The sequence below is a fragment of the Parabacteroides sp. PH5-46 genome (assembly GCF_029892785.1).
Taxonomy (GTDB): domain Bacteria; phylum Bacteroidota; class Bacteroidia; order Bacteroidales; family Tannerellaceae; genus DFXE01.
Window position 1 is genome coordinate 144,732 of sequence record NZ_JARXXA010000003.1, and the last position, 13,650, is coordinate 158,381.

11 protein-coding genes and 1 tRNA gene are annotated in these 13,650 nt (G+C 44.3%); 9 read left to right on the plus strand and 3 right to left on the minus strand.

From position 1 onward, the window contains the following. Positions 1-44: 44 nt before the first annotated feature. The 3 genes from pbpC to M2470_RS04085 all read left to right on the plus strand — a co-directional run bounded on the left by pbpC (position 45) and on the right by M2470_RS04085 (position 5,609). Positions 45-2,420, plus strand: a complete 2,376-nt coding sequence (gene pbpC / locus M2470_RS04075) for a penicillin-binding protein 1C (protein ID WP_280743829.1) — start codon at positions 45-47, stop codon at positions 2,418-2,420. A gap of 101 nt (positions 2,421-2,521) precedes the next feature. Beyond that, the gene (locus M2470_RS04080; protein ID WP_280743828.1) at positions 2,522-5,080 is read left to right on the plus strand and encodes a DUF5686 and carboxypeptidase-like regulatory domain-containing protein; all 2,559 of its coding nucleotides are present in this window, start codon (positions 2,522-2,524) and stop codon (positions 5,078-5,080) included. A gap of 16 nt (positions 5,081-5,096) precedes the next feature. After that, the gene (locus M2470_RS04085) at positions 5,097-5,609 is read left to right on the plus strand and encodes a 5'(3')-deoxyribonucleotidase (protein ID WP_280743827.1); all 513 of its coding nucleotides are present in this window, start codon (positions 5,097-5,099) and stop codon (positions 5,607-5,609) included. On the opposite strand, the gene M2470_RS04090 is transcribed toward M2470_RS04085, so the two are convergent. Beyond that, a complete protein-coding gene (locus M2470_RS04090; RefSeq protein WP_280743826.1) occupies positions 5,604-6,197 on the minus strand; it encodes an HU family DNA-binding protein in 594 nt (197 codons plus the stop codon). The genes M2470_RS04085 and M2470_RS04090 overlap by 6 nt on opposite strands. A gap of 347 nt (positions 6,198-6,544) precedes the next feature. Between M2470_RS04090 and M2470_RS04095 the strand changes: the two genes are divergently transcribed. The 3 genes from M2470_RS04095 to M2470_RS04105 are packed head-to-tail and all read left to right on the plus strand — an operon-like array spanning position 6,545 to position 8,217. Next, the gene (locus M2470_RS04095) at positions 6,545-7,333 is read left to right on the plus strand and encodes a hypothetical protein (protein WP_280743825.1); all 789 of its coding nucleotides are present in this window, start codon (positions 6,545-6,547) and stop codon (positions 7,331-7,333) included. Next, positions 7,317-7,940 carry a hypothetical protein gene (locus tag M2470_RS04100; RefSeq protein ID WP_280743824.1) on the plus strand — a complete coding sequence of 208 codons (624 nt, stop codon included), beginning with the start codon at positions 7,317-7,319 and terminating at the stop codon, positions 7,938-7,940. The genes M2470_RS04095 and M2470_RS04100 overlap by 17 nt, the downstream gene beginning before the upstream one ends. Beyond that, positions 7,933-8,217 (plus strand): transcriptional regulator, encoded by a 285-nt coding sequence (locus tag M2470_RS04105; RefSeq protein ID WP_280743823.1) that lies wholly within the window; start codon positions 7,933-7,935, stop codon positions 8,215-8,217. The genes M2470_RS04100 and M2470_RS04105 overlap by 8 nt, the downstream gene beginning before the upstream one ends. Before the next feature lie 80 nt (positions 8,218-8,297). Here M2470_RS04105 and M2470_RS04110 read toward each other — a convergent pair whose 3' ends face one another. Both M2470_RS04110 and M2470_RS04115 read right to left on the minus strand, forming a co-directional pair. Beyond that, the gene (locus M2470_RS04110; protein WP_280743822.1) at positions 8,298-9,914 is read right to left on the minus strand and encodes a carbohydrate-binding domain-containing protein; all 1,617 of its coding nucleotides are present in this window, start codon (positions 9,912-9,914) and stop codon (positions 8,298-8,300) included. Positions 9,915-10,092: 178 nt separating this feature from the next. Then, a tRNA-Ser gene (locus tag M2470_RS04115) sits at positions 10,093-10,179 on the minus strand. A gap of 153 nt (positions 10,180-10,332) precedes the next feature. On the opposite strand from M2470_RS04115, the gene mltG reads away from it, so the two are divergent. The 3 genes from mltG to M2470_RS04130 all read left to right on the plus strand — a co-directional run bounded on the left by mltG (position 10,333) and on the right by M2470_RS04130 (position 13,649). After that, positions 10,333-11,376, plus strand: a complete 1,044-nt coding sequence (mltG, locus tag M2470_RS04120) for an endolytic transglycosylase MltG (RefSeq protein WP_280743821.1) — start codon at positions 10,333-10,335, stop codon at positions 11,374-11,376. A 93-nt stretch (positions 11,377-11,469) separates the two neighbouring features. Beyond that, entirely contained in the window at positions 11,470-13,068 is a 1,599-nt protein-coding gene (locus tag M2470_RS04125) for a thiamine pyrophosphate-dependent enzyme (RefSeq protein WP_280743820.1), read from the plus strand. Next, a complete protein-coding gene (locus M2470_RS04130; RefSeq protein ID WP_280743819.1) occupies positions 13,065-13,649 on the plus strand; it encodes an indolepyruvate oxidoreductase subunit beta in 585 nt (194 codons plus the stop codon). Before M2470_RS04125 ends, M2470_RS04130 begins: the two co-directional genes overlap by 4 nt. The last annotated feature ends 1 nt before the right edge of the window (position 13,650 follow it).

The following is a 13,650-nucleotide window of genomic DNA, read 5'->3' on the forward strand; positions in this document are numbered from 1 at the left end:
TTCGCGTTTGATTGGATAAGTAAATCACGTAGAAATATAATAAAATGAAGATACAGCGAAGATATAGACTGCTTTTTTTATTACCGGCGCTTATCTTCCTGTTATGGTTTGTTATGTTTTTACTGATGCCCCGTAATTTGTTTTCTGTACCTTACTCCACCCTTTTATACTCTTCTGATAATGAATTGTTAGGCGCTCGTATAGCAACTGACGGACAATGGCGTTTTCCGGAAACGGACAGTTTGCCGGATAAGTTCATTACCTGTCTGACGATGTATGAAGATAAACGCTTTTTTTACCATTTGGGGGTTGATCCAGTAGCCGTCTTCCGGGCTATTCGTCTGAATACACGAGCCCATAAAGTAGTGAGCGGGGGAAGTACCATAACTATGCAGTTGGCACGTATTGCCCGGGGCAACCGGGACAGGAATTTCCGCGAAAAGCTGATAGAGATGTGTTGGGCGGTGTTTCTGGAGACTACACATAGCAAAAAAGAGATATTGAACCTGTATGCCTCGCATGCTCCCTTCGGAGGGAATGTGGTAGGGGTAGAAACGGCTTCCTGGCGCTATTTTGGACGAGGGGTAACTGATTTGTCATGGGCAGAAAGCGCCACCCTGGCTATACTTCCCAACGCGCCGGCGCTGATACATCCGGGCAGGAACCGAACGCAACTGAAAGCAAAGCGGGACCGCTTACTGGCTGTCCTGCATAAGAAAGGAATCTTGGACGAACAAGGCTATGAACTAGCCTGTATGGAGCCCTTGCCCGATGCCCCGCTTCCCTTGCCTGATGAAGCTCCGCATCTGTTGGCGCGCTTGGCTGTTCAGGCACAAGGTACCCGGATTGTTTCATCTGTAAAGTACCAGTTGCAGAAACAAACGCAAGATCTGGTGAATCGCTATGCCGCCCGCTATAGTTCAAACCATATCTATAACCTGGCGGCTTTGGTGGCTGATGTAGAGACCGGAGAAGTATTGGCTTATGCCGGAAATGTGAGCAATATGCAGGATGAGAAAAGGGGTGGGAGTGTGGATGTCATTATGTCTCCACGAAGTACGGGTAGTATCCTGAAACCCTTTTTATATGCCGGAATGCTGCACGACGGCATGATTCTTCCGTCTACGCTTGTGTCTGACATTCCGCTCAATATCAATGGCTTTATGCCTCAGAATTATAACAAGACCTTTTATGGGGCTGTTCCGGCTCACCGGGCAATCGAGCGTTCGCTGAATGTTCCCTTGGTACGTATGCTCTCGCAGTATAATACCGGGCGCTTTATGACGCTATTGAAGCAGTGGGGAATGACTACACTTCGCTTTTCTGAAGATCATTATGGGGCGGCTTTGATACTGGGAGGTGCGGAAGGTACACTCTGGGACTTATCCGGCATGTATGCCTCCATGGCTCGTACCTTGTCTCACTACAGATCCTATAACGGACGCTATAATCCGGAGGATATTCACCCCTTAACGCCCTTTCCGGCCAAGCCTAAACCGGTTATCGAATCTCTTTCCGATAAGCGTTTGAAAGATAAATCGTCTTTGTCGGCGGCTTCTCTCTGGTTTACCTTTGAGGCTATGTCGGCCTTGAACCGTCCGGAAGAAGAAGCGGATTGGCAGCAGTTTGAATCGATGAAGCAGATAGCCTGGAAAACAGGTACCAGCTACGGAAGCCGTGATGCCTGGGCGATAGGTGTTACCCCGCGCTACGTAGTAGGTGTATGGGTAGGGAATGCTTCGGGCGAAGGCCGTCCGGGGCTGACAGGAGTAGGGAATGCGGCCCCCGTTTTGTTTGATATCTTCACCTTGCTTCCTGCTACTTCCTGGTTTGATGCGCCGTATGATGAATTGGAAAAAGTAGCGGTTTGCAGAAGCAGTGGCTACAAGGCTTCTTCTATCTGTAATCCGGTAGACTCGGTCTATATTCCGCTTTCGGGTATGGTTACCCGCTTATGTCCGTATCATCAACTGGTACATCTTTCTGCCGATGAACGTTTCAGGGTGAATAGCTCCTGTGAGTCGATCGACCGGATTGTTACCCGCTCTTGGTTTGTTCTTCCTCCTTCGCAGGCGTATTATTACAGGAACTATCATATTGATTATATTCCTCTTCCACCCATTAAACCGGGTTGCGAACAGGAACAGAGCCAGCAGTTGGAGATTATCTATCCCGAGCACAACTCGGTACTTTATTTACCGAAAGGTTTTACGGGTGAATATGAGCATTTTATTTTCAAAGCGGCACATACGCGTCCGGAAGCTGTGATATACTGGCACGTAGATGATGTGTTTTTAGGAGAGACGCGGGATAATCATCAGATAGCCTGCCGGATAGATGCCGGGAAACACCTCCTTACATTGGTGGATTCTTGGGGAAATCAGCGAAAAATCATGTTTGAAGTAATGTCAGACAAATGAAAAAGTAGTTAAATGGAATAATATGTATGCGATTTGGCACTATAACAATGTTAAAAGATTATGTACTTTTGCATCCTTAATAGGTTGATGACTTTAACAATATGTATAAGAAATATACTCTTATTTTTCTTTTTATCTGGATTGCCTGTGTAGCCAATAGCCAGAATACAATAATCAAAGGGATTGTAACAGACTCGATTACCGGTGAAACGTTACCTTATGTTTCGCTGATATTGGCCGGAACAACCATCGGAACAACTACCGATTTGGACGGGAAATTCAATATGACGACTACTTCCCGTGTACGTAAATTGCAGATTTCTTATCTGGGATATACCGAAAAAGACGTAACAATAAATCTGGATCGGACCAATAATCTGGATATCAAGCTGGCTCCTTCCAGTATTGCTTTGTCGGAAGTAGTAGTCAAGGGAGGAAAGGATAAGTATTCCCGCCGCGATAACCCAGCCGTTGAGTTTATAAAGAATGCCATTGAGTTACGCAGTAGCAATGATCCTCGCAATCACGATTATTTTACATACGAGCAGTACGAAAAAGTAGTCTTTGCCATGAACGACTACGAGCCCAAACCAAGGACGGATGGGAAAGTAGGCCGCTTTGACTTTTTAATAGACTTTGTGGATACCCTGGATGTAGGAACCACCATATTACCTGTTTCGGAAAAGGAAAAAGTAGAAACGATCTACTACCGGAAAGATCCCCGTTCGGAAAAGCGCTTGATCAGAGGGCAGAAGTCTGCCGGTGTGGATGAAATCTTTTCCCGGGATGGAGTAGCACAGGTTTTAAATGAGGTGTTCAGAGAAGTGGATATCTTCCAGAATGATATATCCTTGTTCCTGCAACGTTTCGTTAGCCCTATGTCTACCTTAGGCCCTACGTTCTACAAGTATTATATGCTTGATACGGTTGTAGTTAATAATCAGCAATGCCTCGACCTGGGTTTTGTTCCTTTTAACTCCGAATCTTTTGGTTTTACAGGACATTTGTATATCACGCTCGACTCTACCTATTTTGTACAGCGGGCTGTCTTGAATGTACCTAAAAAGATCAACCTCAACTTTGTAAGTTGGATGATGATTGACCAAACGTTCGACCGGGCGGAAGACGGTACCCGCATCATCACCAAAGACGATATACAGGTAAACTTCAAACTGACGGAAAAATCAAAGGGAATGTATGCCCGGCGCTTGAATATCTACTCAAACCAGACATTCGCCGAACCGGAAGACAACATGGCTATCTTTAATCAAAGTGCCCCTATCATAACAGTAGCAGATGCCTTCAAGAAACCGGAAGACTTCTGGATAGAAAACCGTCCGCAGGAAGGAGTGAAACGAAATCCTAATTCGGTAGAAAAACTGATGGCCCGTATGCGCGAAGTGCCTCTTTTCTATGTGACAGAGAAGGTAGTATCCCTTTTTGTGAATGGATATATTGCTACAGATACGGATCCGTTGAAGAGTAAGTTTGAGTTTGGACCTGTGAATACCTTCATTAGTGGTAACGCCATAGAAGGCGCCCGTTTCCGTGTGGGAGGGACTACTACCACGAATTTCAGCAAGCGCCTTTTCCTGGATGGACTGGTGGCTTACGGAACCAAGGACGAAAAGATCAAATACGACCTGATTGCCGAATACTCATTCCACGATAAGAAAGACTATCGCAAGGAGTTTCCCGTACACTCCATCCGCGCCCAATATTTCTACGATATCAACCAGATCGGGCAGCAATATATGTACACCAATAAGGATAACATATTCCTGGCTTGGAAACGTCAGAAAGACGACAGGGCTACCTATCTGCGCTTTGGTGAACTAACTTATTATAACGAAAGTTATAGTGGCTTTGCCTTTGGCGCCAGCGTTCGTAACAAAAAGGAATATTCAACAGAATATGCCGTTTTCGACCGGATTGAAGCAGACGGTAGCATCAAGCCCATCAAGGATTACACCATGAGTGAGCTGGAACTGAAACTCCGCTATGCACCCAACGAAAAGTTCTATCAGACACGTAACTATCGTTATCCTATCACATTAGATGCTCCGATATTTACGCTTAATCATACCACGGCAGAGAAAGGATTCCTGGGCTCCGATTATTCTTACAACCGGACAGACTTCGGTATTCAATACCGTTTGTGGATGCCTATGTCATTCGGCTATATTGATATGATCGGCAAGGCGGGTAAGGTATGGAGCAAAGCCCCGTATCCGATGCTTATACTCCCCAATGCCAACCTTTCGTACACCGTTCAGCCCGAGTCGTACAACTTGATGAACGCCATGGAGTTTATCAACGACGAATATGCCTCTTGGGATATCACATACTTCATGAACGGAGCTCTGTTTAACCGTATGCCTCTGATCAAGAAGCTGAAGCTAAGAGAAGTAATCACCTTCCGTGGCCTGTATGGCAACCTGACAGATAAGAACAACCCCTTCAAAGAAGGAAACAAAGACATTTATCTCTTCCCTGAAGGCTCTTATACAATGGGAAACGAACCCTACATGGAGATTGGTGCCGGCATAGAAAACATCTTCTCATTCCTCCGCCTGGACTACGTTTGGCGTCTCACATACCGCGACAACCCCAACATCCAGAAAAACGGTATCCGCTTCGTCATGAAACTCTCCTTTTAAGATGTCATCTACTATTATGAAACAGATATTGGTAGACATGGATGGGGTATTGGCGGATATTTATGCCCATTTGATAGCTTATGAATACAGGGAGTCAGGTATATTACTAAACCAACAGGAACTGAACGGCAAACTGGAAGGAGAAGCTTTCCCCTCCTTTGAAAAGGTTGTCAGAAGTAAAGGTTTTTTTCGTACCGCTCCGGTGATGGAATACAGCGTAGAAGGCTTAAACTATCTGAATAACAAGTATAAAGTACTGATAGTATCATCAGCCACAGAGTTCCCCGATAGCTTAACTGAAAAACTCGCCTGGCTCAATGAACATTTCCCATTTATTTCTTGGAAACAAATGATTTTCTGCGGCAGCAAAGACAGCATCTGCGGCGACATAATGATCGACGATCACATCAAAAATCTAGGCTCCTTCCCCGGCCGAAAAATCCTATACACCCAACCTCAAAACGCCCTCATCCAAGACCCCTCCCTCGAACGCGTAAACACTTGGCAAGAGATTGTTGGGATGCTATAGCATTGCGTAGATGGAGTGTTTGTTTTGGCCTAGGTTGATGATTAGGCCTTCTTGTTGCATTTCTTTCAGGTCTTTTTTGGCGAGGTAGCGTGTGCAGCCGTTTAGGTGCATGCAGTGAGAGGTTTGGATGGTTTGGTATTTTTCCAGATGCGCTAGGATGTTTTCTTTTCGTTCCTTGGGGGAGTAGGGGGAGCCGTTGGGGTCTCGGGCTACTTTTTCAAACTCCAGGGCATATAGGCGTTGTTTTACTTCCTTGGAACAGCGAAACTTAACGGTTTTGAAGCGGATGTGCTGTGTTTTTATCTGCCTGGGGTTGGTTACTTTGGGGCAGGAGAGGCTAATACTGAAATGGCCCAGTCCTTCGAGCTCCAGCTCGTTGCCGTCTTCCAGGTGTGAAACCAACTGGTCTACCAGTGCCTGGAGCATTCCTTTGATGTCGGAGGAACTGAAAGACGAAAAGGCGGATACTTCCTTTATAATTCTATTCATACGAATGGTGGTAGTGGGTACTACTCTTGCGTGAAGCGCTTGCTTCTTCCCGTTCCCTTTGGGAGTCGGGCTTTCGTATAAGGCATATTTTACGCTCATAATGCTGAAAAACAATTTTTTAATAGTGAATAACAGGTTTTAATTATGCAAAAAAGTTGCTGGTTCACAGATGTGGTTCACCTGGTCGACAGCTATGACTCAGTTGGTCGACAGTTGTGACCCAGCTGGTCGATGGCTGTGAACCACGTGGGTCACAGTTGTGACCCAGCAACTTTTTCACGACACAAAATTAGGTAGATTGTGGTAGAGAAAATGAAAAACCCCCTTCTTTTTTGTGTCATTCTGCGAAACGATAAGAAAATAATCTCATACGCGCAAAATAATTTGTAAAATGATTTGGTTTGTATTGCAAACTAATTTATATTTGCAGTATAAATGATATAGATATGGAAATGAAATTAACATTTTTGTCAAGGATTATCAGGAAGTGGTGGTTTTACGTACTAATTATTCTTTTACAATTTATCCTCCTTCCGTATGCGGCGTATAACTTCTCTTATGAAGGGATAGGTGATATAATTAATTATACATTGACACATTCTTTGCAAGGTGATATCCGTAATTATTATTTTATTTTTCAATTGGTGTCGCTGGCTTTTCTTGTTTTGCTATTTGTGTATAAAAACAGATTTGCCAGAGCTTTTAATGTCTATATATTAGTTAGTTATTTGTTGTTTGCGATACTGCAAAATGTGGCTATTACCGATAAATATGGTGTTAGCGCGGTATTAATTAATGTATTTATGTTTTTATTAGTAGCCTTTTGTTGGCTGAGCGAATGTATAAAGCCACAAAACGATTATTCTTTTTTATCAATTAACCTAAAAAATAGTTGGCTGCTTGTATTGGCATTGTTTGCTTATTGGTTGCCCTTGGCTGGTACTAATACCTTTGATTTCTCACCTTTATCCTTTATAAAGAATGGTTCATCTACTGCGTTTTGTATGATGACTCCTGTGTTTTTGGCTATCATGTCGGTGAATTTTCCAAGAATTAATAAACCGGTTTATAGGATAACTTCATTCATCGGAATTATAATAGGATTATATAATATGGCCAGTTTTCAGCATCCGGAAAAGATAGCTATGGGGATTGTACATTTGCCTCTTTTAATTATATCCGTCTATTCATTTGTGAAAAGTTTTAAAATAAAAGATTATGGAAAAGAATTTTAATGAACAAGAAAGCTTGCAGTTAATTAATAGCATGATTGCTGAGGCAAGAAACAATGTGAGTAAGGGAGATGGTATGACCTTGCTTTTTGTAGGGTATTCTTTAGTGGTGATATCGTTATTGAATGCTTTGTTATTACATCTATTAACTCCGTCTTATATGGCTTATAATGTTTGGTGGTTAATGTTGCCGGTTACCTTTATCGTTTTTTGGATAGGGCATAAGCAAGACAAGAAAGCAACCGTACGAACGCATATAGACAAGATTGCGACCGGCGTATGGAGTGTTTTTGTTTGGTCTATGTTTCTTGTTTTTATCCTTTCATTCGGGTTTGCCTTCTCCTTGAAAAATACGGGTTTGGGAATAATGCTGACACCTGTGATACTTGTTTTGGTGGGTTTTGCCCAGTATGTAGTTGGCATTGCCTATAAATATGCGCCTTTTATGAAAGGAGCTATTGTGTTTTGGATTGGAGCTATCCTGTGTATGGTTTATTTTTATGTTATGAAAGAAGAATCCGGACAATACATTATATTCGCATTGTCTGTTATCGGAGGATTTATTATCCCTGGCCACATGCTTAATAAAAAAACGGAACAAAATGTTTAAAGATTTAGACCCCTTATTGCTATCGCAGCAGCGGCTGGCTATCATGTCTATACTGATATCGGTCGACGAAGCGGACTTTGTCTTTATCAAAGAGAAAACCGGCGCAACGGCCGGTAATCTGAGTACCCACATCGAAAAGCTTAGCGAGGCAGGATATATTGAAGTAGATAAGTTTATCGACGGAAAGCGCCCCCGCACGGTATTGAAGATAACCGGGAAGGGGATAGATGCTTTCGACAACTATGTAAAAGCCCTGCAGGACTATATCCGTAAGTAGTTACGGACGTCCCCCTCCGCCGGGCATATTTCCTCCGGAGCTTCCTATACTTGTAAGAGCAGATGATGTGGTGAATGTTTCTACAGAACTGCCTTTGCATTAGAACCGTATATCAGGCTGTTTTGCGTAGAGACGGATGTTGTAGGTTTGCTGTCGCCTCCCCCCAGTCCGATGAGTGTTCCTCCGGTGATTTTGAACTGGTTGTTGTCGCAGTCGAAGCCAGCTTCAGGACTACTGCTTCCCAGGGAAACGATGGTTCCTCCGGTGATGGTGAGGGTGCCGTTGGAGTCGATTCCGTCATTGGTTTCGCTGTTGCAATATACATAACCTCCGTTGATCTCGATATGCGTAGAAGCGTTGATACAGTCGTCGTAGGCTTCGATGTCTACTTCGCCATTGTTGATGGTTAATGTAGCTTTGCTTTCAAGTCCTTCGGCTTCGGTTTTGTAGGTGCGGATGGTTACTGAGCCCCCGTTGATCGTCAGGTTGCCGTCGCTCTTGATCGCCTTTGCGGCTGTGTCATTGTTCCGGTCGTATACGTATTGCTCTCCGGTGGTTGTTACGCTTATTTTGCCGTCGTTTATCACCAATGTACCGTCTACGTTGATACCCTTACCGCCCGCTCCGGTACTTATAATTGTGAGGGTTCCGCCATCTATTAGGGCGTCGCCGTCGCACTTGATTCCGGCAGCGGAGGAGGTATCCTGTTCGTCTTCCTCCCAAATAGCCTCACCGACTGTATTGATGGTGATGTCTCCTTTTGTAATCGTCAGGTTACCACTTGGTTTTATGCCTTTGGAGGCATTGCCGTAGACTGTAATCTCTATGCTTCCGCTGGTATCTATGTTGATATCCTGTTTGGCTTTGATAGCATGCCCCTTCTCTCCGGTAGTAATGATGCTGAGGGTGCCTCCGCTTATGCTGATAGGCTCTTCTTTGCTTTCGCATTCTATGGCATCACTGGCCGAGCGGACGCTGAGCATACCTCCCGAAATGCTGATTGCATCGTTGGTATGGATGCCATCGCTGGCTGCCTCTTTGATGTTTATCGTACCACTTGCTATAGCCAGCGAGCCGTCTACGCATAAGGCATGTTTGTACTTCCCGCGTATCTCCAGGGTACCGTTGCCCGATACCTCCATATTGCCCTCGCTGAAGAGGGTAGCTTTCATGTCTTCCCCGTCTACCAGGGTATAGCTGCTGCCGTCTATCAGACGGTTGTTCGTTTCGTCTACGATGGTGAGCATTACCTTCTTCTTACACTGGTTGTTAATAGCCGCACCATTAGGGTTGGTGATGCCTGTGCCGTTCAGTATCAGGCCGAATTTCTTCTCTCCGTAAATCTTCACCGAGCCATCCTCCGTAATACCGGAAAGTACATAGTTCAGTTCCTTGTCTGTAATGGTAGAAGTGATGCTTATGTGCCCATCCGCATTGGTGATCGTTACTCCGCTGTTTTCAAAAGGGTTATCAATCGTTACCCCGCTGTTTGAAAAGGCGATCTTCACAGCATTTTCATACGTCTGGTTTTGCGAGTTGGGATTCAGGTCGTCGTCTCCCGAATCGCCCGGATCATCCGGAATAATAATGTTTTCGGGATCCTCTTCATCGGTTAAGAGTTCATCCGTATCGCTACTACAGGAAAAGAAAAGCAGGCCTGTTATGCACAAAAAGCCCAATAATAATTTGATCTTCATAGGAATATTACTTTTAAAAAACAGCTCAAAAGTAAATAGCCCTCCATTCCCTGAAAAATATAATCTGCCAACAAGCCTATTCTGTCTGCGAATACAAGCATGTATTTGAAAAGAACTGTTTTGATAATTTTAGGTGGGAGTATAAAAGCAAAAAAGCTGTCCAAAAGACAGCTTTCTGCGGAGGGAGGGGGATTCGAACCCCCGGTACAGTTACCCGTACGACAGTTTAGCAAACTGTTGGTTTCAGCCACTCACCCATCCCTCCTTCCTCTTATAAAAGTTTGGGCATTGCTTTAACCAATGCGGGGGCAAAGATAGATTTATATTTCTGAATAAACAAAGGATTTTGATGATTATTTAAAGAAAAAGATGTTACTTTTGCGGATGTTTTTCGATATTTAATTGATTCTGAATTTATATGGCAAAACACAAAAAATTGAAGAAGCCGTTTATTTTTATTCTGCTAACCATTTTTATCCTTATCCTTGCCGGTGCCGGTCTTTGGGCGTATCGCCTGTTGTATGCTCCCGATTTTAATGCAGAACAAACGGTCTATGTATATGTAGACGAGAAGAAAGACTTTGATGAGCTGTGCCGACAGTTGGTCGACTCCGCAGGATGTAGTCGTATCGGTGGTTTTAAGCAATTAGCAGATATGCTGAAATATCCTGCTGCCATGAAGACCGGACGCTATGCCGTAGAACCGGGAATGGATCACCTGACCTTACTGAACCAGTTACGCCGGGGGCAACAAACTGCTACCCGTATCACATTTAATAATATACGTTTGAAAGACGATCTGGCAGAGCGTTTGGCTGAACAATTGATGATTAACCCGGAGGATATCCTTCAACTGATTGACGATCCGGCTTTCTGTGAATCCTTAGGCTTTACAACAGAGACGATTACTACTCTGTTTATACCGAATACCTATGAGGTGTACTGGAATATTCCGGCTGACAATCTGCTGAAACGGATGAAGCGTGAATATGATGCTTTCTGGACGGACAAACGTAAAGCGAAAGCCAAAGCAATTAACCTGACTCCTGTTGAGGTAGCTATCCTGGCTTCCATTGTAGAAGAAGAAACGGCTGTTTATGATGAGTACCCCATCGTTGCCGGACTTTATCTGAACCGCCTGAAGAAAGGTATTCCTTTACAGGCAGACCCGACGGTGAAGTTTGCAGTAGGGGATTTCTCTCTACAGCGGATCTTGTTCCAACATCTGGAGGTAGAGTCGCCTTATAATACCTATAAATATGCCGGGCTTCCTCCGGGCCCTCTTCGTGTCCCTTCCATCCGTGGATTGGACGGCGTATTGAATTATATGCAACATAATTATTTGTATATGTGTGCCAAAGAAGATTTTTCGGGCAGACATAATTTTGCGATTACTCTTGCCGAGCATAACAGAAATGCCGAACGCTACAGGGCAGAGCTGAACAGAAGAAGAATTCGTTAAGAACGATTAACGATCAATGATTAACGATTAATTGCTCAAAAAAACTATCTTTGACATTCGAAAAAAACAACATTAAAATAAGGATATAAATTAATGGAAAAAAATCTATTCTTGGGAGACGAAGCGATAGCACAAGCAGCTATTGACGCCGGGCTGTCTGGTGTATATGCTTATCCGGGAACTCCTTCAACTGAAATTACAGAATACATTCAGACGTCGCCTGTTGCGAAAGAGAGAGGTATCCATAGCAGATGGAGTGTTAATGAGAAAACAGCGATGGAGACGGCTCTAGGAATGAGCTATGCCGGAAAGCGGACGCTCTGTTGTATGAAACACGTAGGGATGAATGTAGCTGCCGACTGCTTTATGAATGCAGCCATGAGTGGTATTCACGGAGGTATGATTATTATAACAGCTGATGACCCTTCTATGCACTCATCGCAGAACGAGCAGGACAACCGGACGTTTGGTAATTTCGCTATGATCCCCATGCTGGAACCTTCTAACCAGCAAGAGGCCTACGATATGGTGTATGACGGTTTTGAACTTTCTGAGAAATTAGGTTATCCTATCTTGCTGCGCATCACTACCCGTATGGCTCATTCCCGCTCCGGGGTTGTCAGACGTCCGATGCAGGAACAGAAGCAAATGAGCTTTCCCGAGGATGGACGCCAGCGTTTTATCTTGCTGCCGGCTTTGGCTCGCAAACGCTTTAAGGTATTGTTGGCTGCTCAGGAAACCTTTGAACAGGAGTCGGAATCATCCGCTTATAATAAATACTTTGAGGCCCCGAATAAGAAGCTGGGTATCATTGCGACAGGGATTGCTTTCAATTATCTGTCCGAGAATTATCCCGAAGGCTTTGAATATCCCGTTTTGAAGATCAGCCAATACCCTTTGCCTCTGAAACAGATTGAAAAACTGGTAGATACCTGTGACGAGATACTGGTATTGGAAGAAGGCTTTCCAATAGTGGAAGAACAATTGAAGGGCTTGCTGGGAAGAGGTCTTAAAGTACACGGACGATTGGATGGTACTTTGCAGCGCGACGGCGAACTGAGTCCGGATTCAGTGGGCAAGGCTTTGGGTAAGGAAATTACAAGTTATTATGCTATACCGGAAGTGGTAGAGCAACGTCCTCCGGCATTGTGCCAGGGCTGTGGACACCGCGATGTATATGATGCCCTGAATGAAGTACTGTTGGAATACAAGGATGCGAAAGTATTTAGTGATATCGGTTGCTATACGCTTGGCGCTTTGCCTCCTTTCCGTGCGATTGATACCTGTATCGATATGGGGGCTTCTATTACGATGGCTAAAGGGGCTTCCGATGCAGGATTGTTCCCGGCTGTTAGTGTAATTGGCGATTCAACTTTTACCCATTCGGGTATGACGGGCTTGCTGGATTGTGTTAATGAGAACTCGAATGTAACGATTGTTATCTCCGATAATGAAACAACAGCTATGACAGGCGGTCAGGATTCTGCCGGAACGGGTCGTATAGAAGCTATTTGCGAAGGGATAGGGGTTTCTCCCGAACATATCCGGGTGGTTGTTCCTTTGAAGAAGAACTACGAGGAAATGAAGCAGATATTCCGTGAAGAAATAGACTATAAAGGCGTATCGGTTGTTATCCCGCGTCGTGAGTGTATCCAAACATTAACCAGAAAGAAAAAAGCAGCTAAAAAATGAAAATAGATATTATTTTATCAGGGGTTGGAGGACAGGGTATTCTTTCTATTGCTGCCGTAATCGGTGAAGCCGCCCTGAAAGAAGGTTTATATATGAAACAGGCAGAGGTGCACGGAATGAGTCAGCGTGGGGGAGACGTACAATCGAACCTTCGTTTGTCGGATAAGCCGATTGCTTCGGATTTGATTCCTAAAGGACAGGCCGATCTGATTGTCTCTCTGGAGCCGATGGAAAGCCTTCGTTACTTGCCTTATCTGAAGAAGGACGGATGGTTGGTAACCAACTCTCAGCCGTTTATTAATATTCCGAACTATCCGGACATAGAACAGGTAAATGCCGAGCTGGATAAACTTCCGCGAAAGGTGATTCTGGATGTAGAAGCCATCGCGAAAGACCTGGGTTCTGCCCGTGCGGCCAACATTGTTATGCTGGGTGCTGCTACTCCCTTCTTAGGTATTGAATATCAGAAAATAGAAGAAGGGATTCGTCGTATTTTCGGAAGAAAAGGCGAAGAAATTGTAGAGATGAACCTGAAGGCTTTGAAGGCTGGGTATGATGTAGCGCAACATCTTCAACAATAAT

Coding starts and splice junctions, on each gene's coding strand:
- mltG (WP_280743821.1), top strand. CDS start 10,333: ATGGCAAAACACAAAAAATTGAAGAAGCCGTTTATTTTTATTCTGCTA.
- M2470_RS04085 (WP_280743827.1), top strand. CDS start 5,097: ATGAAACAGATATTGGTAGACATGGATGGGGTATTGGCGGATATTTAT.
- M2470_RS04090 (WP_280743826.1), bottom strand. CDS start 6,197: ATGAGCGTAAAATATGCCTTATACGAAAGCCCGACTCCCAAAGGGAAC.
- M2470_RS04100 (WP_280743824.1), top strand. CDS start 7,317: ATGGAAAAGAATTTTAATGAACAAGAAAGCTTGCAGTTAATTAATAGC.
- pbpC (WP_280743829.1), top strand. CDS start 45: ATGAAGATACAGCGAAGATATAGACTGCTTTTTTTATTACCGGCGCTT.
- M2470_RS04125 (WP_280743820.1), top strand. CDS start 11,470: ATGGAAAAAAATCTATTCTTGGGAGACGAAGCGATAGCACAAGCAGCT.
- M2470_RS04105 (WP_280743823.1), top strand. CDS start 7,933: ATGTTTAAAGATTTAGACCCCTTATTGCTATCGCAGCAGCGGCTGGCT.
- M2470_RS04080 (WP_280743828.1), top strand. CDS start 2,522: ATGTATAAGAAATATACTCTTATTTTTCTTTTTATCTGGATTGCCTGT.
- M2470_RS04095 (WP_280743825.1), top strand. CDS start 6,545: ATGGAAATGAAATTAACATTTTTGTCAAGGATTATCAGGAAGTGGTGG.
- M2470_RS04110 (WP_280743822.1), bottom strand. CDS start 9,914: ATGAAGATCAAATTATTATTGGGCTTTTTGTGCATAACAGGCCTGCTT.
- M2470_RS04130 (WP_280743819.1), top strand. CDS start 13,065: ATGAAAATAGATATTATTTTATCAGGGGTTGGAGGACAGGGTATTCTT.